This window comes from uncultured Pseudoflavonifractor sp. (assembly GCA_904419835.1).
Taxonomy (GTDB): Bacteria; Bacillota; Clostridia; order Oscillospirales; family Oscillospiraceae; genus Pseudoflavonifractor.
Map to the genome: position 1 here is coordinate 1 of CAJFTA010000045.1, position 21,708 is coordinate 21,708.

Annotated in this window: 20 protein-coding genes and 1 pseudogene; 13 read left to right on the forward strand and 8 right to left on the reverse strand. The window is 63.4% G+C overall.

Features of this window, described 5'->3' with window-relative positions:
- Positions 1–183 precede the first annotated feature (183 nt).
- Together QZY67_RS08570 and QZY67_RS08575 are read left to right on the forward strand one after the other, a co-directional pair.
- Positions 184–462, forward strand: coding sequence for a primase-like DNA-binding domain-containing protein (locus tag QZY67_RS08570; protein ID WP_295369721.1), 279 nt, complete (start codon positions 184–186; stop codon positions 460–462).
- A 607-nt stretch (positions 463–1,069) separates the two neighbouring features.
- Positions 1,070–1,855, forward strand: a complete 786-nt coding sequence (locus tag QZY67_RS08575) for a sigma-70 family RNA polymerase sigma factor (protein WP_295369722.1) — start codon at positions 1,070–1,072, stop codon at positions 1,853–1,855.
- A 181-nt stretch (positions 1,856–2,036) separates the two neighbouring features.
- Here the strand turns inward: QZY67_RS08575 and QZY67_RS08580 are convergent, their stop codons facing one another.
- Both QZY67_RS08580 and QZY67_RS08585 read right to left on the reverse strand, forming a co-directional pair.
- Positions 2,037–2,222, reverse strand: a complete 186-nt coding sequence (locus QZY67_RS08580) for a hypothetical protein (protein ID WP_148316270.1) — start codon at positions 2,220–2,222, stop codon at positions 2,037–2,039.
- A 365-nt stretch (positions 2,223–2,587) separates the two neighbouring features.
- Positions 2,588–2,857 (reverse strand): hypothetical protein, encoded by a 270-nt coding sequence (locus QZY67_RS08585; protein WP_295369723.1) that lies wholly within the window; start codon positions 2,855–2,857, stop codon positions 2,588–2,590.
- A 240-nt stretch (positions 2,858–3,097) separates the two neighbouring features.
- Here QZY67_RS08585 and QZY67_RS08590 point away from each other — a divergent pair, with 240 nt between their 5' ends.
- The 10 genes from QZY67_RS08590 to QZY67_RS08635 all read left to right on the forward strand — a co-directional run bounded on the left by QZY67_RS08590 (position 3,098) and on the right by QZY67_RS08635 (position 14,333).
- The gene (locus tag QZY67_RS08590; RefSeq protein ID WP_295369724.1) at positions 3,098–3,301 is read left to right on the forward strand and encodes a toxin-antitoxin system HicB family antitoxin; all 204 of its coding nucleotides are present in this window, start codon (positions 3,098–3,100) and stop codon (positions 3,299–3,301) included.
- A 570-nt stretch (positions 3,302–3,871) separates the two neighbouring features.
- Positions 3,872–4,966 carry a site-specific integrase gene (locus QZY67_RS08595; protein ID WP_295369725.1) on the forward strand — a complete coding sequence of 365 codons (1,095 nt, stop codon included), beginning with the start codon at positions 3,872–3,874 and terminating at the stop codon, positions 4,964–4,966.
- A gap of 182 nt (positions 4,967–5,148) precedes the next feature.
- Positions 5,149–7,140: a DHH family phosphoesterase gene (locus QZY67_RS08600; protein ID WP_295369726.1), complete on the forward strand. Its 1,992-nt coding sequence runs from the start codon at positions 5,149–5,151 to the stop codon at positions 7,138–7,140.
- A gap of 36 nt (positions 7,141–7,176) precedes the next feature.
- On the forward strand, positions 7,177–7,623 hold the full coding sequence (gene rplI / locus QZY67_RS08605) for a 50S ribosomal protein L9 (RefSeq protein ID WP_295369727.1): 447 nt from the start codon (positions 7,177–7,179) through the stop codon (positions 7,621–7,623).
- Positions 7,624–7,698: 75 nt separating this feature from the next.
- Complete coding sequence (gene dnaB, locus QZY67_RS08610; protein ID WP_295369728.1) at positions 7,699–9,048, forward strand: replicative DNA helicase; 1,350 nt, start codon at positions 7,699–7,701, stop codon at positions 9,046–9,048.
- 557 nt (positions 9,049–9,605) lie between these two features.
- Positions 9,606–10,988: a tRNA lysidine(34) synthetase TilS gene (tilS, locus tag QZY67_RS08615; RefSeq protein ID WP_295369729.1), complete on the forward strand. Its 1,383-nt coding sequence runs from the start codon at positions 9,606–9,608 to the stop codon at positions 10,986–10,988.
- A 6-nt stretch (positions 10,989–10,994) separates the two neighbouring features.
- Positions 10,995–11,543, forward strand: a complete 549-nt coding sequence (hpt, locus tag QZY67_RS08620; protein ID WP_294535962.1) for a hypoxanthine phosphoribosyltransferase — start codon at positions 10,995–10,997, stop codon at positions 11,541–11,543.
- Between the two features lie 96 nt (positions 11,544–11,639).
- Positions 11,640–13,640, forward strand: a complete 2,001-nt coding sequence (gene ftsH / locus QZY67_RS08625) for an ATP-dependent zinc metalloprotease FtsH (protein WP_295369730.1) — start codon at positions 11,640–11,642, stop codon at positions 13,638–13,640.
- 175 nt (positions 13,641–13,815) lie between these two features.
- Positions 13,816–13,941, forward strand: coding sequence for a hypothetical protein (locus tag QZY67_RS08630; RefSeq protein ID WP_295369731.1), 126 nt, complete (start codon positions 13,816–13,818; stop codon positions 13,939–13,941).
- A gap of 110 nt (positions 13,942–14,051) precedes the next feature.
- Complete coding sequence (locus QZY67_RS08635; protein ID WP_294535969.1) at positions 14,052–14,333, forward strand: hypothetical protein; 282 nt, start codon at positions 14,052–14,054, stop codon at positions 14,331–14,333.
- A 309-nt stretch (positions 14,334–14,642) separates the two neighbouring features.
- On the opposite strand, the gene QZY67_RS08640 is transcribed toward QZY67_RS08635, so the two are convergent.
- From QZY67_RS08640 to QZY67_RS08650, 3 genes are all read right to left on the reverse strand, one after another.
- A complete protein-coding gene (locus QZY67_RS08640; RefSeq protein WP_295369732.1) occupies positions 14,643–15,260 on the reverse strand; it encodes a TatD family nuclease-associated radical SAM protein in 618 nt (205 codons plus the stop codon).
- Positions 15,261–15,274: 14 nt separating this feature from the next.
- The gene (locus tag QZY67_RS08645; RefSeq protein WP_295369733.1) at positions 15,275–16,042 is read right to left on the reverse strand and encodes a TatD family hydrolase; all 768 of its coding nucleotides are present in this window, start codon (positions 16,040–16,042) and stop codon (positions 15,275–15,277) included.
- Between the two features lie 177 nt (positions 16,043–16,219).
- Positions 16,220–16,414 (reverse strand): DUF4177 domain-containing protein, encoded by a 195-nt coding sequence (locus QZY67_RS08650; RefSeq protein ID WP_295369734.1) that lies wholly within the window; start codon positions 16,412–16,414, stop codon positions 16,220–16,222.
- Positions 16,415–16,694: 280 nt separating this feature from the next.
- On the opposite strand from QZY67_RS08650, the gene QZY67_RS08655 reads away from it, so the two are divergent.
- Positions 16,695–16,961: a hypothetical protein gene (locus tag QZY67_RS08655; RefSeq protein ID WP_294535978.1), complete on the forward strand. Its 267-nt coding sequence runs from the start codon at positions 16,695–16,697 to the stop codon at positions 16,959–16,961.
- A 336-nt stretch (positions 16,962–17,297) separates the two neighbouring features.
- On the opposite strand, the pseudogene metG reads toward QZY67_RS08655, so the two are convergent.
- From metG to QZY67_RS08670, 3 genes and pseudogenes are all read right to left on the reverse strand, one after another.
- Positions 17,298–19,218: pseudogene (metG, locus tag QZY67_RS08660) on the reverse strand (methionine--tRNA ligase).
- Positions 19,208–20,110 carry a hypothetical protein gene (locus tag QZY67_RS08665; RefSeq protein ID WP_295369735.1) on the reverse strand — a complete coding sequence of 301 codons (903 nt, stop codon included), beginning with the start codon at positions 20,108–20,110 and terminating at the stop codon, positions 19,208–19,210. Before QZY67_RS08665 ends, metG begins: the two are co-directional and overlap by 11 nt.
- A 703-nt stretch (positions 20,111–20,813) precedes the next feature.
- Positions 20,814–21,708 (reverse strand): ATP-binding cassette domain-containing protein (locus tag QZY67_RS08670; protein ID WP_295369736.1); only part of this gene is annotated, 895 nt, incomplete at its 5' end.

Sequence of the window (21,708 nt, forward strand, 5' to 3'; positions counted from 1 at the left end):
CTAAAGGGCTTGCCGCCTGCTCTCCACAGACAACAAGCCCTTTCGGTTGCTTGAACAATTTCTTCAAAAATATTGTCTAACTTTTTGGGGTCACTTCACCCGGAGAGCCTGTCCGGTATTTTGAATTGGGCGCTGTGCGGTCTCGCGGCGTACATGGAGCGCGGACTGGAAGAGCCCGAGGCGGTGCGAACCGCTGTGGACGAGTACCAGCGCAGCTCAGACCGCATAGCCGAGTTCGTGGGTGAGGTGCTGGAGCAGGACACCGCCGGAGAAGAGCGGCTCATGTACTTCTACGGGCTGTACAAGGACTGGGGGCTGGAGAACGGACAAAAGCCATATGGCAGTCGTGCGTTTGCCCAAGGACTGGAGCGTTTGGGTATTCACTCTGTGCGCGGGAGGCCCAGAAACGGAGGCAGCCCCACAACGCTGGTCCGGGGCTACCGGGCTACCTGGGCGGGATGAGATTTCCACAGGGGGGGTGGAGCGGTGAACGGGGTATGCCCCCAATTCGCCCGTTCCGCCTCTCTTTTTCGCCGAAATCCACAGCGGAGGAGCGTCGATCGGCTGTATTGCAATTTCTTGCAGTTTTGTATGGGGCCTTCTCGCGAGGAGCCTCCTTAGGAAAGGATCATATGAAAGTGCAAGAAATTGCAAGAGCGGCTATCTGCCCCACTGTGGACTACGAGCAATGCCGGGCAGGCGGGTGTCCACAGGGGCATACTCCGAGCGGGAAAACGGCGTTGTAGCTGCTCAGCAGATTTGTAGCTGCTCAGACCCCGTTTTTACAAAAGTTCTAAAATATTTTTTCTCATAGGGGACTTTTGAAAAAATGGCCTCTGAGTAGCTACAACAGCTACGAACAGCTACAAGTCTATTTTGGAAATACAGAATTACAGATTATGTCTCTACACTGTGGACTACACGTCGAGGTAGTGGTATAATATGGGAGGAGCTGGACGGCTCGAATTAGTTCGTATATAAAATAATCAGGTACGAAATGCAATATTGTGGGAATTCCTGGAGCGCGGCGAAGGAACTGCGCCCAGAAACTGGAAAGGAGATGGACGCAATGAGCAGCGCAGAAGTGGACGCAATGGCGCTGGCAGCACAGGCCGGACAGGCGGACCAGTTGGAACCCCTGTGGAATTCCCAGCGCCGCCTCGTCTACAAGATCGCCAACAGCCTGAGCGGGCAGGCGGCACAATGCGGCTTTGATGCGGATGACCTTGTGCAGGAGAGTTATTTCGCGTTCCTGGACGCCGTGGCGGCCCACGATCCGGAACAGGGCAGTTTCTCCGCGCTGCTGGCCACGCTGATACGGCGGCGCTTTATCCGGCTGACGGCGGAGGAGACCACAACCCGAAAGCCGCTGAACCAGGCGCTGAGCCTGGACGCGCCGGTGCAGGGCAGCGAGGGCGACGATCTCACCCTGGGGGATACCGTTGAAGCACCGGACAGTGCTTTTGAGTCTGTGGAAAACGAGCTCTACCGGCAGCAGCTCCGGGCGGCGCTGGAGCGGGCACTGGAGCACATACCGGCGGACCAGGCCGCAGCGGTGCGCGGCTGCTGTCTGGACGAACTGAGCGCGGAGACCGTGGCGGCCCAGCGCGGGACAGACCCGGCGCGGGTGAGGCAGCTGAAACGGAACGGTATCCAGGCGCTCCGCTCCCGCTGCGCCGCGCTGGGGCTGGGGCAGTTCCTGGAGGAGCGCACGGACTACGTTTCCGGCGTTGGCCTGCGCCGGTTCCAGCGCACCGGCATTGCCCCCGTGGAGCGGGAAGTTTTGCGGCGGGAAGCGCTCACCCGCTCGTTCCTGAAGGGCAGCAGCGGCGGAGCGGAGAAGTCCACAGCATAGCCCCGGGGACGGCCAGGAGCGCCGCGGAGCCGCCGGAGAGAGTAGTTATACCATGTCAGTTTCTGCGCCGCTCTGCGGGCCGCCTGTGAGGTTACAGAAGGGATACGCCGGACGGCAGAAGCGCCCGCCCGGCATAACACCGAGCGGGCACCCCTGTGGACGACATGAGCGGCGGGACGGCTTACTCCGCGCCCTCCTCGCTGTCCAGGTCATCGAGCCAGGCCTCCACCGAGCCCAGGTTCATGGGGCCGGGGGCGGCGACACAGTTCGTGTCAATGTCCACCAGGTAGTAAAGGCCGGTGCTCCGGTCCGTGATGATGCGGAGGTTGTGGCGGCGTGCGCGTCTCCTGAGCTGATCCAGTTCCATTTGGGTACTCCTTTCCTTGTTGGCGCCGCGTCGGGCGGCGCTGGTCCTGTTCTGTCCTGCCGGGGCGGGCGTCCCCTGTGCTCCCGGCCTCACCTCCTTTCCCGCTGAGGCTGTGGAGGGGGCGGAGCTCTGCCCCACCCCCTCAGTGCTTCGTCAGCCCGTCAGACCCCGGATGAAGAAGAACACCAGGTCCAGCTTGCGGTCGTCCAGTCGGTCCAGCATACGAATAATAATCTCTTTCATGTCAAATCCTCCTTGTAGTGGGCGGGGGACTGTGGTATACTCGCCTCAGTCCCCCTTATTGTTTTGGGGGTTGTGGTGCCTCTTGCGTCTGCTTTGGTTGGCTGTGACGCAAGGGGCATTTCTCATGCTACGGTGAAGCGGCGGGTGACGGTGGTCTTGGTGAACCGCGCCACCAGCTCCGGCGCGGCGGCTTTCAGCGCGGTGGTGTCCACACGGGTGGTAGTGCAGCGCGTCCAGCGTACTTTGTACTCCCCCGCCCACAGCTCCTCGGCGTCGCCCATGTGGAGCTTGATGGCGTCCTTGATGGCCTCCGCCTCCTGGGTGGCCTCCTCGATGAGGCTTTGGAGCTGTCGCAGCTCCCGGACCTTCATTTCCAGTTCATGCGTGCTCACGGTGCTGACCTCCTTATTTAATTGGTGAGGGGCCCCGGTACTGCGGCGGTTTCGCGTATTGCAGCGGCGTGGCGGGCTCCCGGGGCTTGTCCCTCCTGACAGTGCCCATTATAATGCACTTATTAAGTGAATTCAAGATGGGATATTGTACAAGTTATTAAGTGTACTATTGTTCAAAATGTACACTTGTTAAGTGCCTAAAACGATGATAAACTTAATCCAATAGAGGAGGTGTTTTGTTTGGCTGCACAGAAATATACAGAGGCGAAAAAAGAAGGAAATCGCAAATGGGACGCCGCCAACCTGGATCGTTTATCGGTTGCCGCGCCAAAGGGAACAAAAGAGCGATGGAAAGCCGCTGCGGCAGAGCAGGGGAAATCACTGAACCAATTTATCGTTGATGCCGTAGAGGACAGCATGGACCGCGACGCCCCTTCCAAGTGAGCGCCCCTGTGGACTTCCCACCGGCGGGCGGGAGAGCCTCAGCAGCGCGGAGAGAACACGCCGGAGATGGCCGGTTGTTGCACATCGGTTGCACTTCCAGGCGGGACAGCGGCGCGGAACCGTTGGGGCCCAAGGCATAGCGGGGACAGTGGGCATTTCACTGCACAATAATCCCACACCCACCACCGGCAGCCGGGCCAAGAGACAAGGGCCACCCACCCCCAGGCCGTAGGGGCAGGAGTAGGGGTAGGGGGGTACCGGGCAGCCCCCGGGTAGTCCACCGCCACCCAGGGGTAGGGGGTAGGGGGGTATGGTCCCCGAAGGGCGGGGGGTCGTTTTTTAGGAAATGGCCCCTCGGAAATCGCGGTACCCCAAAATCCGTTTTTAAAAATGGGAAAATAAGGAAATTAAAGACGGGCAGGTCTGCCCACCTGTGGACTACCCGCAAACCGGAGCGCCGATAAAAAGAGCCGCCCCCTGCTGCAACAGGAGACGGCTACGGTGCGCATGATTATGTTAACTACCCTCATTGTATCAGTCTGGCCGACGGATTACAAGGGGGAAAATCTCATGGCAAGCACAAAATATCTGACCAAAGCACTCCGCTGCCCTGATGGGAAGCGGAAATATATCCGGGCCAAGACGCAGAAGGAGCTGGACGAGAAGGTGCAGCGGGCGCAGCTGGAGCTGTGCATGGGCATCAATATCGGGGACAACACGACATTCCGGGAGCTCACCCGGACCTGGCTGGACTTCTGCAAGCGGCCCAAGGTGAACGAAAACACCATCCGCCTCATCAACATCACCCTGGACCACCATGTACTGCCCTACATCGGGCATCTCCGGGTCCGGGATATCCGGCCCGTCCACATTGCCCGCGTCATGTCCGAGGCCGCTGAGCTGGCCAAGGGGACCCAGGCCGCCCTGCTCTCCCGGATGCGGGAGGTGTTCCAGTTCGCCATTGACAACCGTGTCATTGCGGTGAGCCCGGTGACCTCTCAGTTTAAGCCGGGCGGGACACCTCCAGCCGAGCGGGTGCCCCTCACCGAGGGCCAGGTCCGCGCCCTGCTGGCGGCGGCAAAGGCCAAGGGCGATGACCTGTACGTCTTTGTATGCCTGTGTCTCTTCGCCGGTCTGCGCCGGGGTGAGGCGCTGGGGCTGTGCTGGGACAGTGTGGACTTCACCGGCAGGACCATCACCGTCCGGCGACAGGCGGTATTCCACAGGTCCGGGCTGGAGCTCACGGACCGCCTGAAAACCCAGGGCGCAAAGCGGGTGCTGCCGATACCGGACGTTCTGCTGGAGGCGCTGCGGCAAAGACGGCGGGCCACGGACACCATGACAGTGGTGGGGGCGATGGACATGCAATCCGCAAAGCGGATCACCCGGCAGCTGCAATTTCTCTGCGCTGTGGACTCCGGCGGCGCGGTGGTCCACAAGGGGGCGGCCCTGGACTTCTACGTTCACCCTCACCTGCTGCGGCACACCTACGCCTCCCGGCTTATGGCCACGGGGGCAGACCTGAAGGAGGTCCAGTACCTGCTGGGGCATACCACCCCGGCCATGACGCTGCGGGTATACACCCATTACGACAAGCGGTCCCGGCAGCGGGAGACGGCCACAAAAGTGGACGCTGCGTTCCGGCCAGAATCTTCCGCAATATAGCTCAGGTGGGCCCAAATAGGCCCATGCAGACCGCAACACAGCGCCGCCGGTTGCAAACTGTTGCACTTTTTCGGCAGGAAATGTGCCGGAAGCGCTGCGGGGCAAAGGATAGTAGACTTTTCTGGACTTTCTTGATATAATAATCTCTCTCATTATGTGCTGTGTGCCGAGGTGAGGACGCCGTGAAAAAGAAAAACAAGCTCAGCCATCTGCTGGAGCCCAGCCTGCGGCTCTATTTTATCGCCCTGGTGTGCTTCACCGTGGCCTCCGCCTTCTTTAACCTCTACCTGGGGCTTTCCGAGGCGGTGGTGGTGCTCATGCTCTACTGCTACTTCCGCAGAGCCAGCAACCTGCGCCGCCGGGAGATCCTCAAGTACATCGACAACGTCACCTGCAACATCGACGTGGCCACCAAGGACACCATGGTCAACGCCCCTTTGCCCATGGTCATCTTCAAGCCGGAGACCGACGAGGTCATCTGGTCCAACGAGCGCTTCCTCCAGCTCACCGGCGAGCGGGAGCACCTGTTTGACACCAAGCTGTCCGCGGTGGTGCCCGACTTCAACTCCCGCTGGCTCATGGAGGGCAAGAGCCAGTGCCCCAACGAGGTGCGGATTGGAGACCGGCGCTTCCTGGTATACGGCCACCTGGTGCGCACCGACGACCGGGGCCGCCAGAGCTTTCTGGCCACCACCTACTGGGTGGATGTGACCGAGTTTGCCAACGTGCGGGAGGAGTTCTACGACTCCCGGCCTGTGGCGGCCATCCTCCTGCTGGACAACTACGAGGAAATTCTCAAGGGCCTGTCGGACAACGCCAGCTCCGCCCTGCTCAGCGAGATCAACGCCCGGCTGGACGAGTGGGTGGCCCCTGCCGGCGGCATCTTCTGCCGCTACAACCGGGACCACTACCTGTTCCTCTTCGAGGAGCGGCACCTGCAGGCCTATCAGGACGGGAAGTACTCCGTGCTGGACGCGGTCCACGCCATCACCAGCCCCAACGGCATCCCTGCTACGCTGTCCATCGGCATCGGCAAGGATGCCGACAGCCTCCAGGAGCTGTTCCAGTACGCCAACCTGTCCATCGACATGGCCCTGTCCCGGGGCGGCGATCAGGCGGTGGTGAAGAACAAGTTCACCTTTGAATTCTACGGCGGCCGCTCCAAGGAGACCGAGAAGCGCACCAAGGTAAAGAGCCGGGTCATGGCCAACGCCCTGGCCGAGCTCATCAGCTCGGCGTCCATGGTGTTTATCATGGGCCACAAGTACCCCGACCTGGACTGCATGGGCGCGGCGGCGGGTGTCATGGCCCTGTGCCGCAAGCGGGGCGTGAGCGCCCACATTATCAAGGAGAGCGGCCAGAACCCGGCCAGCGGCATGGCCGACCGGCTTGCCGCCCTGCCCGAGTACCGGGACGCCTTCCTCTCCGCCCAGGACGCCCTCATCATGGCCGACGCCAACGCCCTGCTGGTGGTGGTGGACACCAACCGGCCCGAGCAGGTATCCGCCCAGGAGGTGCTGCTCTCCTGCAACAAAGTGGCGGTCATCGACCACCACCGCCGGGCGGCCACCTATATCGCCAACGCCGCCCTCAACTTCCACGAGCCCTACGCCTCCTCCGCCAGCGAGCTGGTCACCGAGCTGCTCCAGTACGCCATGGAGCCGGCCGACCTGCTGCGTCTGGAGGCGGAGGCCCTGCTGTCCGGCATTGTGCTGGACACCAAGCAGTTTACCATGCGCACCGGCGGCCGCACCTTTGAGGCGGCGGCCTACCTGCGTCGGGCGGGGGCGGACACCGGCGACGTGAAGAAGCTCTTCCAGAACGACCTGGAGGGCACCATCGCCAAGTACGACATCATCCAGAACGCCAAGATGTACCGCAACAACATCGCCGTGGCCCGGGTGGACCACACCGTGGGCCGGGTCACCGCCGCCCAGGCCGCCGACGAGCTGCTCAACATCGCGGGCATTGACGCGTCCTTTGTCCTCTTCCCCGACGGGGAGCGGGTCATCATCTCGGCCCGCAGCATGGGGGACACCAACGTCCAGGTGGTGCTGGAGAAGCTGGGCGGCGGCGGCAACGCCGCCACCGCAGGCGCCCAGGTGCCCGGGACGCTGGACCAGGTCACCCGGGACCTTATCCGGTCCATCGACCAGTATTTTGAGGACGAATAAGACAGACACCCTATTTTCAGAAAGGAACGATATAACATGAAGGTTATTTTACAGCAGGACGTAAAGGGCCAGGGCAAGAAGGGCCAGATGATTGAGGCCAGCGACGGCTACGCCCGCAACTTCCTCCTGCCCCGGAAGCTGGCCGTGGCCGCCACGGCGGAGAACATCAACACCATGAAGATGCAGGAGAAGGCCAAGAAGGCCCAGGAGGCCGCCGAGAAGGCCGAGGCCCAGGCCATCGCCGAGAAGCTCGCCGGCATCACCGTGAAGGTGACGGCCAAGGGGGGCAACGGCGGCCGGCTCTTCGGCGCCGTCACCTCCAAGGAGATCTCCGACGCCCTCAAGGCCCAGCACAACATCGACATCGCCAAGACCAAGATCGTCCAGGAGGAGCCCATCAAGGCCTTCGGCGGCTACAAGCTCAAGGTCAAGCTGGGCTACGAGATCACCGGCACCCTCAGCGTCATGGTGGTGGAGGAGTAAAAAACACATTCCACCGCCGGAGGGTATTTCCCCCGCGACAGAAAAGCGTTTGATTTTTACCCAGGAGGTGAGAATATGGATGAGGCGCTGCTGACCCGGCAGATGCCCCACTCGGTGGAGGCCGAGCAGGCGGTGCTGGGGTCCATGCTCATTGACGCCCGGTGCGTGCCCGAGGTGGTGGAGGAGCTGCGGGGTGAGGACTTCTACCTGCGGCAGAACCGGGAGATCTACGAGACCATCTACTCCATGTTCAACTTCTCCCTGACCATCGACCCGGTGACCGTGCTGGACCACATGCGCCAGAACGGCGTATACGACGAGAACACCTCCCGGAACTACCTGCTCCAGCTCATGGAGATTACCCCCACGGCGGCCAATGTGAAGGAATACGTGGCCATCGTGAAGGACAAGGCCCTGCTGCGGCGCATCGCCGAGACGGCGGGGGATCTGACCGCCCTCATCCAGGAGGGCACCGGCACGGCCCAGGAGGTGCTGGAAGCGGCCGAGCAGCGGATTTACGCCATCCGCCAGGGCCGGGGCGCCCAGGGTCTGGAGCACATCTCCACGGTCATCCTCAGCGTGTACGAGCGGCTCAACGAGCTCTCCGCCCAGGACAGCGAGGTGCCCGGCCTGAGTACCGGCCTGCCCGATGTGGACCGGGCCATCGCGGGACTGAACAAGTCCGACCTCATCCTGCTGGCCGCCCGGCCCGGCATGGGCAAGACCTCCTTCGCCCTCAACGTGCTGCTCCACGCGGGCAAGTTCTCAGGCAAGACGGTGGTCTTTTTCTCCCTGGAGATGAGCCGGGAGCAGCTGGCCATGCGCCTGATCTCCGGCGAGAGCTTTGTGGACAACAAGAAGCTGGTCACCGGCCGGCTCAACGAGGAGGACTGGACCAAAATCGCCGCCGCCTCGGCCGCCCTCAACCGGACCCAGATCCTCATTGACGACAACCCGTCCCTCTCGGTGGCCGACATGAACGCCAAGTGCCGCCGGGTGGACAACCTGGGATTGGTGGTCATCGACTACCTGCAGCTGATGACCTCCGCCGGCGGCCCCCAGCGCAGCAGCAACGAGAACCGGCAGCAGATCGTCTCCGACATCTCCCGGGCCCTGAAAATTATGGCCAAGGAGCTCAACGTGCCGGTGGTCTGCCTGTCCCAGCTCTCCCGCGGCCCCGAGAGCCGCAGCGACAAGCGCCCCATGCTCTCCGACCTGCGGGAGTCGGGCGCCATCGAGCAGGACGCCGACATCGTCATGTTCCTCTACCGGGACGACTACTATAACGACAACGACGAGAACCACAACCTGGCCGAGTGCATCATCGCCAAGAACCGCCACGGCGAGACCGGCACGGTGGAGCTCCAGTGGCTGCCCGAGTACACCACCTTCTCCTCCATCGACCGGCGGCACCAGGAATACTGAGCGTCCGAGCCGTCGCGAGCAGCGCGGATGGACCGGACCGAGGGCGCGAAACCGAAGGGCCGCGGAGCGGCACTGTTTCAAGCCCGAGTGGGAGGGAAGCCGCGCGTCGCGAGCAGGCGAGGCGTGACATCTTCCAAGGGGGACGCTGTCCCCCCTAGATACGGAGCCGCCGCGCCGCCGTTGGCGGCACAACGGCTCCGATACCCCCCTCACCCCCGCACGGCGGGGGTGGCCCTGGCCGCCGCGGCCAGGGGCAGCGGTGTGCTGCGCAGGCCATGTCCTGCTCCGCACAGCTTTGAGCGTCCGAGCCGTTATGCGCCGCGCGGAGAAACCGGGGCCCCCGGGAAAGCGCGAAGCGCTTTTCTGGGGAGAGGACGAGCAGCGGAGTGAGCGATCCCTGGCATTTATGCCGGGGCGAGTGATATGCAGCTTGCGAGGACGACGCGAGGCGTGATATCTTCCAGGGGGGAATTCTCCCCCCACTAGATGCGGTGTGCTGTGGCGAAATGAGTTCGCCTTTGGACATAATGATCTGCCAAACCCCATAAGGAGAATCTATGACAGACGCCCTGAATACCCTTGCAATGGAATACGACATGCTCCCCCGGGGGGGCAGGGTGCTGTGCGCCGTGTCCGGCGGGGCGGACTCGGTGTACCTGCTCCACCGGCTGTGGCTGCTGCGGGACACGCTGGGCTTTACCCTGGTTGCCGCCCACTACAACCACTGCCTCCGGGGGGCGGAGTCCGACCGGGACGAGGCCTTTGTCCGGGACTTTGCGGCCAGATGGTGCGGCCCCCAGCGCATTGCCGGGCCGGAAGGGGAATACACCCTGCCCGCCGTGGAGCTGGCGGTGGGCCGGGGCGACGTGGCCGGTGAGGCCGCCCGGCAGGGCCGGGGGCTGGAGGAGACCGCCCGTGACATGCGGTACGCCTTCCTGCGCCAGACTGCCCAGCGCCTGGGCTGCGACCGCATCGCCACCGCCCACACCGCCGACGACAACGCCGAGACCCTGCTGCTCCACCTCATCCGGGGGACCGGACTCCAGGGCATGGCGGGCATCGCACCCCGGCGGGGAGATCTGGTGCGGCCTATGCTCACTACCACCCGCCGGGAGGTGGAGGACTATCTCGGGCTGTACAGGCTCCCCCATGTGGAGGACAGCTCCAACGCCGATGAGCGCTTTACCCGCAACCGGATCCGCCGCCAGGTCATGCCCCTGCTGGAGGAGCTCAACCCCGGCTTTGTCCGCCGCATGGCGGACACCACCCGCTATCTGCGGGCGGACAATGACTTTCTCAACGCCCAGGCCGCCCAGGTGTGCGCCCACGCCCGCTGGGCGGAGGACGACCTGGTCATCGAGGCCCGCTGTCTGGCCGCCGCCCCCGCCGCCATCGCCCCACGGGCCGCCCGGCGGCTGCTGGAGATGATGGGGGACGGGGACACCGACTGCTCCGCCGCCCACCTGGAGGCCATTGTGAACCTGTGCCGGGGGGATGACCCATCGGCGGTGGCCTTCCTGCCGGGCGGGCGGCTGGCCCAGCGGGTGTACGGCGAGCTGCTCCTCACCACCCAGGACGACCCCCGTCCCCCCTTTGAGCCGGTGACCCCTGTGCGGGGAGAGAACCCCATCCCGGGCACCGACTGGATTCTGGTGCTGGAGGAGGAGCCCTGGCCGGGACTGACCGTGCGTCCCCGGCAGCAGGGAGACGAGCTGACCCGCCCCGGCCGCAGAAGCCGCACGGTAAAGAAGCTGATGATAGACGAAAAAATCCCCCGGCGGGACCGGGAGCGGATTCCCGTGGCCGCCGACGGCGACGGCGTCATTGCCGTGGCCGGTCTGGGAGAGAACGGGTCACACCCCCGCTTCGGCGCTGCCCTGCGCTTTGTCCGGCGGGAGAGGGAATACAACCCCACAGAAACAGAGAGAATGGAAGGATGAGCGACTATGCTGGAACAGGACATTGAACGGGTACTTTTTTCTGAGGAAGAACTGGACAGGCGGGTGAGCGAAATCGCCGCCGAAATCAACCGGGACTACGCCGGGAAGGAGCCCATGCTCATCTCGGTGCTCCGGGGCTCCTTTGTGTTCATGGCCGACCTGATCCGGAAGATTGAGGTGCCCTGCACCGTGGACTTTATGTCCGTCTCCTCCTACGGCAGGGGCACCACCTCCTCCGGCCAGGTGCAGATCACCAAGGACCTGTCCGACGACATCGAGGGCAAGGACATCATTGTGGTGGAGGATATCCTGGACTCGGGCAACACCCTGTCCTACCTGCTGCAGCTGCTCCAGGCCCGGAAGCCCGCGTCCATGAAGCTGTGCACCCTGCTGGATAAGCCCGACCGGCGGGTGAAGGAGGTCCACGTGGACTACACCGGCTTCACCATCCCCGACGAGTTCGTGGTGGGGTACGGCCTGGACTACGCGGAGAAGTACCGCAACCTGCCCTACATCGGCATTCTCAAGCCCCGGGTGTACGGCGGCGAGGGCTGAGTACCCCGTCCATCCCGGCCTTCCGGCGGCGCAACATAAGCTGTGAATTGAAACGGGCCCGCCCTCACGGGCGCCCCGTGGAGGGAGAGGTCCGTAGTGAAGAAGAAAATTTCCGGCCGCGACCTGGTGTTCTACCTGTTCATTTTCCTCATCCTGCTCTCCACCGTGTACGCACTGATGGGGCTGAACGCGGGGAGAGCGGTCTACTACTCCGAAATCCACGACCTGCTGGACAACCAGCAGGTCAAGACCGTCCAGGTCAAGGACGACGTGGTGACCATGGAGCTGTGGGAGCCCTACCAGGGCAGCTATACGGTCAGCTACAAGCTGCCCAGCTTTGAGCTGTTTTACCGGGACTTCAACGACACCATCGTCAAGCAGCACGCCAACGGCATCATCCAGACCTTTGACTATCCGGCGGGCTTCCGCCTGCCCGCCTGGGCCAGCGCCCTGCTTCCCACGCTGGTGATTGTGGTGGTCTTTTTCGCCATGTGGTACATCATGTTCCAGCGGCAGGCCGGCGGGGGCGGCGGCGCCGACAAGACCAGCCGCTACTCCCGGGCCCGCACCCGCACCGTCTCCGACGAGGGCAAGAAGGTCACCTTTGCCGATGTGGCCGGCGCCGACGAGGAGAAGGAGGAGCTGCGGGAGGTAGTGGAGTTCCTGCGGGACCCCAAGCGTTTCCTGGCCCTGGGCGCCCGCATCCCCAAGGGCATATTGCTGGTGGGCCCGCCGGGCACCGGCAAGACCCTGCTGGCCAAGGCCGTGGCCGGCGAGGCCGGGGTCCACTTCCTGTCCATCTCCGGCTCCGACTTTGTGGAGCTGTACGTGGGCGTGGGCGCCAGCCGGGTGCGGGACCTGTTTGACCAGGCCAAAAAGAACGCCCCCGCCATTGTGTTCATCGACGAGATTGACGCCGTGGGCCGCCAGAGAGGCACCGGCCTGGGCGGCGGCCACGACGAGCGGGAGCAGACCCTGAACCAGCTGCTGGTGGAGATGGACGGCTTTGCCGCCAACGAGGGGGTCATCGTCATGGCCGCCACCAACCGGCAGGACATTCTGGACCCCGCCCTCCTCCGCCCCGGCCGGTTTGACCGGCAGATCTACGTGGGTGCGCCCGACATCAAGGGCCGGGAGGAGATTCTGAAAATCCACGCCCGCAACAAGCCCCTGGCCGATGATGTGGACCTGAAGGACGTGGCAAAGGCCACCGGCGGCTTCACCGGCGCGGACCTGGAGAACCTGATGAACGAGGCCGCCCTTCTGGCCGCCCGCCGCAGGGAGCGGTTCATCACCATGCCCGACCTCCACGAGGCGGTGATCAAGGTCATCGCCGGGCCGGAGAAGAAGAGCCGGGTGGTCATCGCGCGGGAGCGGAAGCTCACCGCCTACCACGAGGCGGGCCACGCCATTGTCAGCCACGCCCTGGAGACCGCCGACCCGGTCCACCAGATCACCATCGTCCCCCGGGGCCGGGCGGGCGGCATGACCATCTCCCTGCCCCAGGAGGACAAGAGCTTCCTCTCCCGCACCGAGCTGGAGGAGCGCATTGCCTCCCTGCTGGGCGGCCGGGTGGCCGAGCAGCTGGTGCTGGGGGACATCTCCACCGGCGCGGGCAACGACCTGCAGCGGGCCTCCGCCATTGCCCGCAACATGGTCATGCGGTACGGCATGAGCGAAAAGCTGGGCAGCGTGGTCTTTGATTCCGGCCACGACGAGATTTTCATCGGCCGCTCCATGGCCCAGGCCAAGAGCTACTCCGAGGAGACCGCCGATCTCATCGACCAGGAGGTCAAGGCCATCATCGACAGGGCCTATGAGCGCTGCCGGGCCATCCTCACCCAGCAGCGGGAGCAGCTGGAGCTGACGGCGGAGTACCTGCTGGAGAACGAGACCATGGACGCCGCCGCCTTTGAGCAGGTCTTTACCGACCCGGGCGCCCTCCGGGAGGCCGACGGCCGCATCAAGAGCCGCATGGACGACGTGCCCTCCATCCGCCGCCAGCGGAGCGAGCTGACCCCCGAGGGTAAGCGGATGTCCTCCGGGGACCTCGACGTCCCCGCTCCTGAAGCGGACGGGCCGGAGAACGGGAAATAACGCCGCCGAATAAGACAGCGCCGCCGGCGCATCCCAGGCCATGGGATGCGCCGGCGTTTTTTTGTCCCGCCGATTAAAAGTCCGGTTTATTGGACTCATTATCTGCTATACTGTGCCTGCAAGGACAGAAGAGACAGCCCGCCAAGGCGGGGACAGAAGAAAGGAGCGTCCGGTTATGAAGGAGTATTCCATGCGCTGGGTCTATGGTCACGTGGAGGTGTACGACGCCTGCGGGCGCTTCCGCTTCTCCGCCGACAGCGAGCAGGAGGCCCTGGCCGAGCTGGCCGAGGAGGCGGCCTGAGCCCTGCCCCTTGCCATTCCGCCCCGGTTCAGGCTATAATAAGAAGAGAAAAAGCGCCCTGCGGAGGCCGGAGCCGAGATGCTGAATGTGCATGATTGGGAGGAGATAGGATGAAAAAGACGATTTTGGGTGTCTGCCTTTTTCTGGGTGGGCTGCTCTCCGCCGGGCTGTGGACGGTGGCCGAGGCGCTGGCCCATCTGGGCGGCGGTGGGCCTCTGACCTGGTACCTCAGCGGCAGCAGTGACCTGCCGGTGCTCCTGCTGCTGGCGGCCATGGCCGTGGCAGGCCTGGCCATTCTGGTGGTGCAGGCCTTCCGGGAGTGGATTCAGGAGGAGGAAGACCCGGCGGCGGGAAAAGACCCGGAGGACGCCGGCGGAGACGGCGGACAGTAAAATAAGCCGCCCCGGTGGGCTATAGGCCCGCCGGGGCGGCTTATTTTGTCAAAAAACATTCCAGAAGGGGAAGCCTCGCAGAGTTCCGTCATCCGCAGATGACGGAATCAAATAAAAATCCGTCATGTTCGAGGACATGCGCCTCGAACATGACACTTCTCATGAAATTTTTGCCGACAATTTCATGAGAAATCGAGGCAAAAATTTCATGAAGCTCCCTCGAAAAAGTGGCGGAAGCCACTTTTTCGACAGTCACAGCCGCCCCGGCGGGCCATGGCCCGCCGGGGCGGCTGTGCGTTCAGAGGGAGTTTAGTCGGGGATATAGGTCCTCACCCGCAGGGTGACCCCCAGGTCCATGGTGAGGCGGCGGCACCGCTCAATCTCCTCCGGGGTCTTGTCCTTGTTGACAATGGTCATAATTACGTGGGGCACGAACTCCCGGCACCGGGCGGCGAAGTCCAGCATGGCCTTCCAGGCGGCGGGGCCGTCCTTGGGCCGGGTGACGGCGCAGTACTCCTCCGCCGTGGAGCCGTTGAGGGAGATGGACACGGTATCCACCCGGCCGGACAGCTCATGGGTCACGTCCCGGCCCAGGAACAGCGCCGCGTGGCCGTTGGTGTTGATGCGCACCGGGGGCAGCCGCGGGCAGCGGGCCTTCAGGGCGTCGATGAGCCAGGCGATGTCGTCCCAGCGGTACATGGGCTCCCCGAAGCCGCAGAACACAATCTCCCGGTAGGCCGTCAGGTCCCGGCGCAGGAAGTCGTCCAGGGCCTCCTCACGGGTGGGCTCGTGGTCCAGCCACAGGTCATCGGCGTAGATGCTGCCCTTGTGACCGTTGTGCCGCAGGCAGAACACGCAGGCGCAGTCGCAGCGGTTGGTCAGGTTGACGTACAGCCCGCCCTCGTACTCATAGGTGATGGTCTCCATAGGCTTACCTCCTGTCAGGGAATGTTGAAAAAGCGCTTTCCGTTCTCTGTGGTAATGCGCCCCACCTCCTCGGCGGTGAGGCCCTTCACCTGGGCGATGGCCTCCGCCATGCGGAACACATACCGGGAGTCGTTCCGCCTGCCCCGGTAGGGCTCGGGGGCCATGTAGGGCGCGTCGGTCTCAATCATAATCCGGTCCATGGGCAGCCACTGGATGACCTCCAGGGCCCGGCGGGCGTTCTTGAAGGTAATGACCCCGGTGAAGGACACCATCCAGCCCATGATGACCAGGGTCTTGGCGTCCTCCACGCCGCCGGAGTAACAGTGGAACACGCCCCGGGCATTGGGGTGGGCGCGCACCATGTCCAGGCTGTCCCTGTGGGCCTCCCGGTCGTGGACGATGGCGGGCAGGTCCAGCTGCTCGGCCAGGGAGAGCTGTGCGGAGAAGAAATCACGCTGAATCCTCCGCCTGTCCGGGTCCTTCTCCCAGTAGTAGTCCAGGCCAATCTCTCCGATGGCCTTCACCCTGGGGTGGGCCGCCATGGCCTCAATCTCCGCCAGGTCGGAGAGGCGCGCCCCCTCCAGGTTCTCCGGGTGGAAGCCCACGGCGGCGTACAGGTGGGGGTATTGCTCCGCCAGGGCCACCGACTGCCGGGAGCTCTCCAAATCGCAGCCGGGGCACAGGGCCAGATCCACCCCGGCGGCGGGCAGGGCGGCGAGGACATCGTCCCGGTCGGCGTCAAAGGCGCGGTCATAGTAGTGGGCGTGGGTGTCGAAGTACATAGTCGGCTCTCCTTGTCAGCGGGTTTTCTCAGGGATATGATATCCCTTTTTGCGGGGATTTGCAAGGCTGGCCGGGGTTGACAGGGGGCGCGCGCGGCGCCGCTACCCGGCAAAGGGCGTTTGGAAGGCGGACGGGCCCCGGGCGGAAAATTCCGCCCGGGGCCCGTCCGCGTTGCTTCAGTCCGCTTCCCGCTCAAAAATCAGCTCAATGGACTTGGTGCCGCCGTTGCTGGTGAACTCGGTGGGGATGTAGCCCACATAGCGCCAGCCTGCGGCGGCGTACCGGTCGATGATCTCCCGGTGCTGGCTGTCGCTGTTGTTGAGCCAGAAGCCGCCGCCGGTGTACAGTGGGACGTATTCGTAGCGGTACATGGACATCTTCCTCTCTTTTGCACAGTTTGAGCCAATCATGGGGGGGGGATTTCCGGCATGACCGGCAGTTTTGATGACAGGACTGGGGGCGGACGGCGGGGGAGCCTGACAAAATCCCCAGCGGGCGCATAAGGATATCCTGCCGGACAGCGGTCCGCGCCCGCAGAGACATCCTGCGCGCTTCCGAGGGATGAGAGATTGCGCCGCCACGATTGACACCCGGCGCATACCCATGATAAGATAGCTACCACAGGAGGATACCACGAAAGGAGACGGCGACATGACCAACGAAGAGATGCAGGCGCTCAGAGCGATGATGAAAGAAGAGCTCCAAATCCAAAAGGCAGAAATCATGCACGACGTCACCGTGCTGATGGACGCCCAGTTCAAGCACAGATTCGACCTGCTGGCCGAGAACCAGGGCATCATGATAGAAAAGCTGGAAAAGCTGGACGACATGGAAATCATGGACACCAGAATCGCCGCACTGGAAGCCATGGTCAAAAAGTTAAACCGCGAAGTGCAGCAGCTGAAGAAAGCGCAATAACAACCAGGGGGAGAGCCGCCAGGCTCTTCCCCTGGTTGTTTTTCCTGCGCAGAATGTTTCCTACCAGGGCTCTTTCTGTACTGTCCGCATACTCTGGGGCAGTTCAAAGCTCTGCTCTCTCTTTTTCGCGTTCGTCAACCTGAGAATAGTATCTACGCCTGGCCAATTTCGTTCGCGCTGCTCGCGGCGGCTCGGACGCTTTGTGAATCACGCCTCGCCTGCTCGCGACGCGGTCACTGTTCACCGCTCCGCGAAAAATGCCGCTCCGCCTTTGGCGTCGCCTGTTTTTTCGTCTGCGCGGTTCACTGTGCCGCGGCTCGCGGCGGCTCGGGCGCTTTAGCAGAGCTTGGCGCCGGCGGGGATGGCGTCGTCCACCATGAGCAGGTGGAGCTTCTCCTCCCCGTGCTCGGTGTGGACGGCGGAGATGAGCATGCCGCAGCTCTCCTGGCCCATCATCTTGCGGGGGGGCAGGTTGATAATGGCCACCAGGGTCTTGCCCACAAGCTCCTCGGGCTTGTAGTACATGGCGATGCCGGAGAGAATCTGCCGGTCGGTGCCCGATCCGTCGTCCAGAGTGAACTTGAGCAGCTTATTGCTCTTCTTCACGTTCTCGCAGGCCTTCACCTTCACGGCGCGGAAGTCGCTCTTGCAGAAGGTGTCGAAGTCCACCTGCTCCTGGGCGAAGGGCTCCACCTCCACCGCGGGCAGGGCGGCCTTCCGGGCCTGGGCCTCCAGCTCCTCCAGGGCGGAGAGCTCCTTCTCCACGTCGATACGGGGGAACAGGTTGTCGCCCCGGCTGACGGTGGCGGTGGCGGACAGAGAGCCCCACTTGCCGGCGCTCTCCCACTGGGAGCAGCAGGGGCAGGCGCCAATCTGGCGCAGAATCTCGGCGGAGGTGTCGGGCATGAAGGGGGTGAGCAGCACGGCGGAGATGCGCAGGCTCTCCAGCAGGTTGTACATCACCCGGGCCAGGCGGGGCCTGTTGGCCTCATCCCGGGAGAGCACCCAGGGAGCGGTCTCGTCGATATACTTGTTGGCGCGGGAGATGAGCTTGAACACCTCGCTCAGGGCGTCCTGGAAGGCGAAGCGCTCCATGGCGGCCTCGTACCTGTCCCGCAGGCCAGAGGCCAGGGCGATGAGTTCGTCGTCCAGACCGTCGGCAGTCTGCTCGGCGGGCAGGGTGCCGCCGCCAAAGTACTTGCCCACCATGGACACGGTGCGGCTGAGGAGGTTGCCCAGGTCGTTGGCCAGGTCGGTGTTGATGGTGCCGATGAGGGCCTCGTTGGAGAAGTTGCCGTCGGAGCCGAAGGGGAAGGTCCGCAGCAGGAAGAACCGCAGGGCGTCCACGCCGTACCGCTCGGAGAGCAGGTAGGGGTCCACCACGTTGCCCTTGCTCTTGCTCATCTTTCCGCCGTCCAGCAGGAGCCAGCCGTGGCCGAACACCTTCTTGGGCAGGGGCAGATTGAGGGCCATCAGGATGGCGGGCCAGATGATGGAGTGGAAGCGGACAATCTCCTTGCCCACAAAGTGGACGTCGGCGGGCCAGTACTTGTCGTAGTCGTGGTACTTGTCGTTGTCATAGCCCAGGGCGGTGATATAGTTGGACAGGGCGTCAATCCACACATACACCACGTGGCCGGGGTCAAAGTCCACGGGCACGCCCCAGGTGAAGCTGGTGCGGGACACACACAGATCCTCCAGGCCGGGCTTGATGAAGTTGTTCACCATCTCGTTGACCCGGCTGTGGGGCTCCAGGAAGTCGGTGTTCTCCAGCAGGTCCCGGATGCGGTCGGCGTACTTGCTCAGGCGGAAGAAGTAGGCCTCCTCCTCGGCGTCCTGCACCTCCCGGCCGCAGTCGGGGCACTTGCCGTCCACCAGCTGGCTCTCGGTCCAGAAGGACTCGCAGGGCTTGCAGTACTTGCCCTTGTAGGTGCCCTTGCTCGTGGTAGTCGTCGGTGGTGCGGATGAAGCGGTCGTTGGAGATGTTCATCAGCTTCCACAGATCCAGGACGCCCCGCTCCCCCTCCACGATGTTGTCCACATACTGCTTGGGGGTCACGCCGGCCTCACGGGCCTTGTCCTCAATCTTCTGGCCGTGCTCGTCGGTGCCGGTGAGGAACATGACGTCATACCCGGTCAGGCGCTTGTAGCGGGCCATCACGTCGGTGGCCACGGTGCAGTAGGCGTGGCCGATGTGGAGCTTGTCCGAGGGGTAGTAGATGGGGGTGGTGATATAATATTTTCCTTTATTGCTCATCGGGGGTTACCTCCGTTTCAGAATCTTCGGCGCTGATTTCCTCTTCGGAATGGCTCCGGCGGGCTCTGGGCTCGGGCCGGGTGTCGTTGGCCAGGAGGGCCGTCACGTTGGCGGTGAGGCTGAGGATGCAGAAGCCGTAGAGCAGGACCACATAGAGCTCGTGGCCGTCGGCCAGGGTCACCAGGGAGAAGTACACGCCCAGCAGGGAGAACAGGGACGAGCGGAACACCTTGGCCCGTTCAAAGGAGAAGCCTGCCATGAAGTACAGCCCCAGCAGGGACGAGATGATGGCGAAGAGCTCATAGATATAATCCTGGCGCACCGGGTCCCCGGCCCGGACCTGGTAGGCCGCGATGAGCCAGATGCAGCCCATGTAGGCCGGGGCCAGCAGGGGGAAGCTGAACTTGCCCTTCCCCTCTCCCCGGTAGTTGTTCCTGCCGGTGGAGAGGACGCAGAAGAAGGAGACGGCGGCGAGGGCGCCTAAAATAGCCCGGGGCAGCACGTTGAACAGGGGCGTGCCCTGGGCGTTGCCCGCCCGGGCGGCAGCCACCGCCTCGGCGTAGGCGGCGGGGATGCCCATGTAGTTGAGCACCGCCGAGGCCAGCAGCAGGAAGGCGGCCAGCACCATGGCGGTGATGTACACCGTGTTGCCCTTGGCGGCAAAGGCGGCGTCATAGCCCCCGGCAAAGGAGCGGTGCTTGCCCCGGCACAGCAGGATAAACGCCGCCGCCAGCAGCGCCGACCAGATGATCAGCGCCCAGGTGGAGGGCATGTTGGGGGTGACCAGGCCGGTGTCCGCCTCAAAGGCGGTGGCAAGCTCCCAGCGGCGGAGGAGCAGTCCCACGATACCCCCGCCCACCGCCAGGGACGGGAGGACAATCTCTTTTCGCATTGCGGCAAGACCTCACTCAGGAAAATAAACTTCATGCGCCAGGGACGCACTACGAATACAGGCAGGGGCCTGCGGCGCATAAAGTTTATGCGCATATGGGCCGTCCCGGCCCATGCGCTGTTGTAATGTTATGGCCATGCCGCCGTAAGCGGCATATGGCCGGGTTTGCTGTGCTTTTGCATAGCAAGCATAATAGCTAATATAGCAGTATATCACAAAAGAAGGAAATTTGCACCGTTTTTTCCGGCTGCGGCTGGGGCAGCAGGGTTGTTCGGGCAGAGACTGAAACACGACGCAGAGAAGCAGGTGCGGCATTGAGGAGGCCCCTTGAATTGCAGCTGCTTACAAGTCTGGGCGGGTAACGCTGCTCGGGCGACGCAGGAACGGCACGCAGAGCACCGAACCGGCAGGCAACTGCTGTCAAGTTCGGCGGCTTCTTAAGTTTTCCCGCCGCAAGCCATCGTCCTCGCAAGCTGCGTATCGCTCAGCGCGTCCTCACAAAGTCCGCTCAGTCTCGGAACGGCCTAAGCGGCCATTCCTCGCGCCGCTCCCTTGCTCGTCCTTTCCCCACCGGGCATTGCCCGGCGGGGACCCCATATGGCGGCAGGCCTCGTTCACTTCGCTGCTCGTCCTCTCCCCACCGAACCCGCTCCGCTGGGTTTCGGCGGGGGGCCCCATTGTGAAGGGCTTTAAGAAATCACAATCAGCCGTTGGCGGCCATGGACTCCAGATACTCGTCGTAGGTCATCTTGCGGTCAATGAGCTTGCCGTCGTCGGTGAAGTCAAAGATGCGGTTGCACACGGTCTGGACCAGCTGATGGTCGTGGGAGGACACCAGCACGTTGCACTTGACGGCCTCCAGGCCGTTGTTGACGGCGGCGATGGACTCCAGGTCCAGGTGGTTGGTGGGCTGGTCCAGCAGCAGCACGTTGGCGCCGGAGAGCATCATCCGGGAGAGCATGCAGCGCACCTTCTCGCCGCCGGAGAGCACCTTCACGGGCTTGTACACGTCGTCGCCGGAGAAGAGCATCCGGCCCAGGAAGCCCCGGAGATAGGCCTCGTGGGGGTCGGAGGAGTACTGCCGCAGCCACTCCACCAGGTTGTCGTCGCAGTCCTGGAAGAACTCGGTGTTGTCCTTGGGGAAGTAGGAGAAGGTGGCGGTCTGGCCCCACTTCACGGTGCCCTCGTCGGGCTCCATCTCGCCCACCAGGATCTTGAACAGGGCGGTGTGGGCGTTCTCATTGTCGCCCACAAAGGCGATCTTGTCCCCGTGGCCCACGATAAAGCTGACGTGGTCCAGCACCTTCACGCCGTCAATGGTCTTGCTGACGTCGGTGACAAAGAGGATGTCCTTGCCCACCTCACGGTCAGGGCTGAAGGCCACCCAGGGGTAGCGGCGGGAGGAGGCGGGGATCTCCTCCAGGGTGATCTTCTCCAGCAGCTTGCGGCGGGCGGTGGCCTGCTTGCTCTTGGACTTGTTGGCCGAGAAGCGGGAGATAAACTCCTTGAGCTCCTGGGCCTTCTCCTCGTTCTTCTTGTTCTGGTTCTTCATCAGGTTCTGCATCAGCTGGGAGGCGTCGTACCAGAAGTCGTAGTTG

Bases quoted from the DNA above. Each gene is read 5' to 3' on its own strand.
- QZY67_RS08580 (WP_148316270.1), bottom strand. From the start codon at position 2,222: ATGGAACTGGATCAGCTCAGGAGACGCGCACGCCGCCACAACCTCCGC.
- QZY67_RS08655 (WP_294535978.1), top strand. From the start codon at position 16,695: ATGACCAACGAAGAGATGCAGGCGCTCAGAGCGATGATGAAAGAAGAG.
- QZY67_RS08665 (WP_295369735.1), bottom strand. From the start codon at position 20,110: ATGCGAAAAGAGATTGTCCTCCCGTCCCTGGCGGTGGGCGGGGGTATC.
- QZY67_RS08575 (WP_295369722.1), top strand. From the start codon at position 1,070: ATGAGCAGCGCAGAAGTGGACGCAATGGCGCTGGCAGCACAGGCCGGA.
- rplI (WP_295369727.1), top strand. From the start codon at position 7,177: ATGAAGGTTATTTTACAGCAGGACGTAAAGGGCCAGGGCAAGAAGGGC.
- dnaB (WP_295369728.1), top strand. From the start codon at position 7,699: ATGGATGAGGCGCTGCTGACCCGGCAGATGCCCCACTCGGTGGAGGCC.
- hpt (WP_294535962.1), top strand. From the start codon at position 10,995: ATGCTGGAACAGGACATTGAACGGGTACTTTTTTCTGAGGAAGAACTG.
- QZY67_RS08640 (WP_295369732.1), bottom strand. From the start codon at position 15,260: ATGGAGACCATCACCTATGAGTACGAGGGCGGGCTGTACGTCAACCTG.
- QZY67_RS08650 (WP_295369734.1), bottom strand. From the start codon at position 16,414: ATGTACCGCTACGAATACGTCCCACTGTACACCGGCGGCGGCTTCTGG.
- QZY67_RS08635 (WP_294535969.1), top strand. From the start codon at position 14,052: ATGAAAAAGACGATTTTGGGTGTCTGCCTTTTTCTGGGTGGGCTGCTC.
- tilS (WP_295369729.1), top strand. From the start codon at position 9,606: ATGACAGACGCCCTGAATACCCTTGCAATGGAATACGACATGCTCCCC.
- QZY67_RS08595 (WP_295369725.1), top strand. From the start codon at position 3,872: ATGGCAAGCACAAAATATCTGACCAAAGCACTCCGCTGCCCTGATGGG.
- QZY67_RS08645 (WP_295369733.1), bottom strand. From the start codon at position 16,042: ATGTACTTCGACACCCACGCCCACTACTATGACCGCGCCTTTGACGCC.
- QZY67_RS08630 (WP_295369731.1), top strand. From the start codon at position 13,816: ATGAAGGAGTATTCCATGCGCTGGGTCTATGGTCACGTGGAGGTGTAC.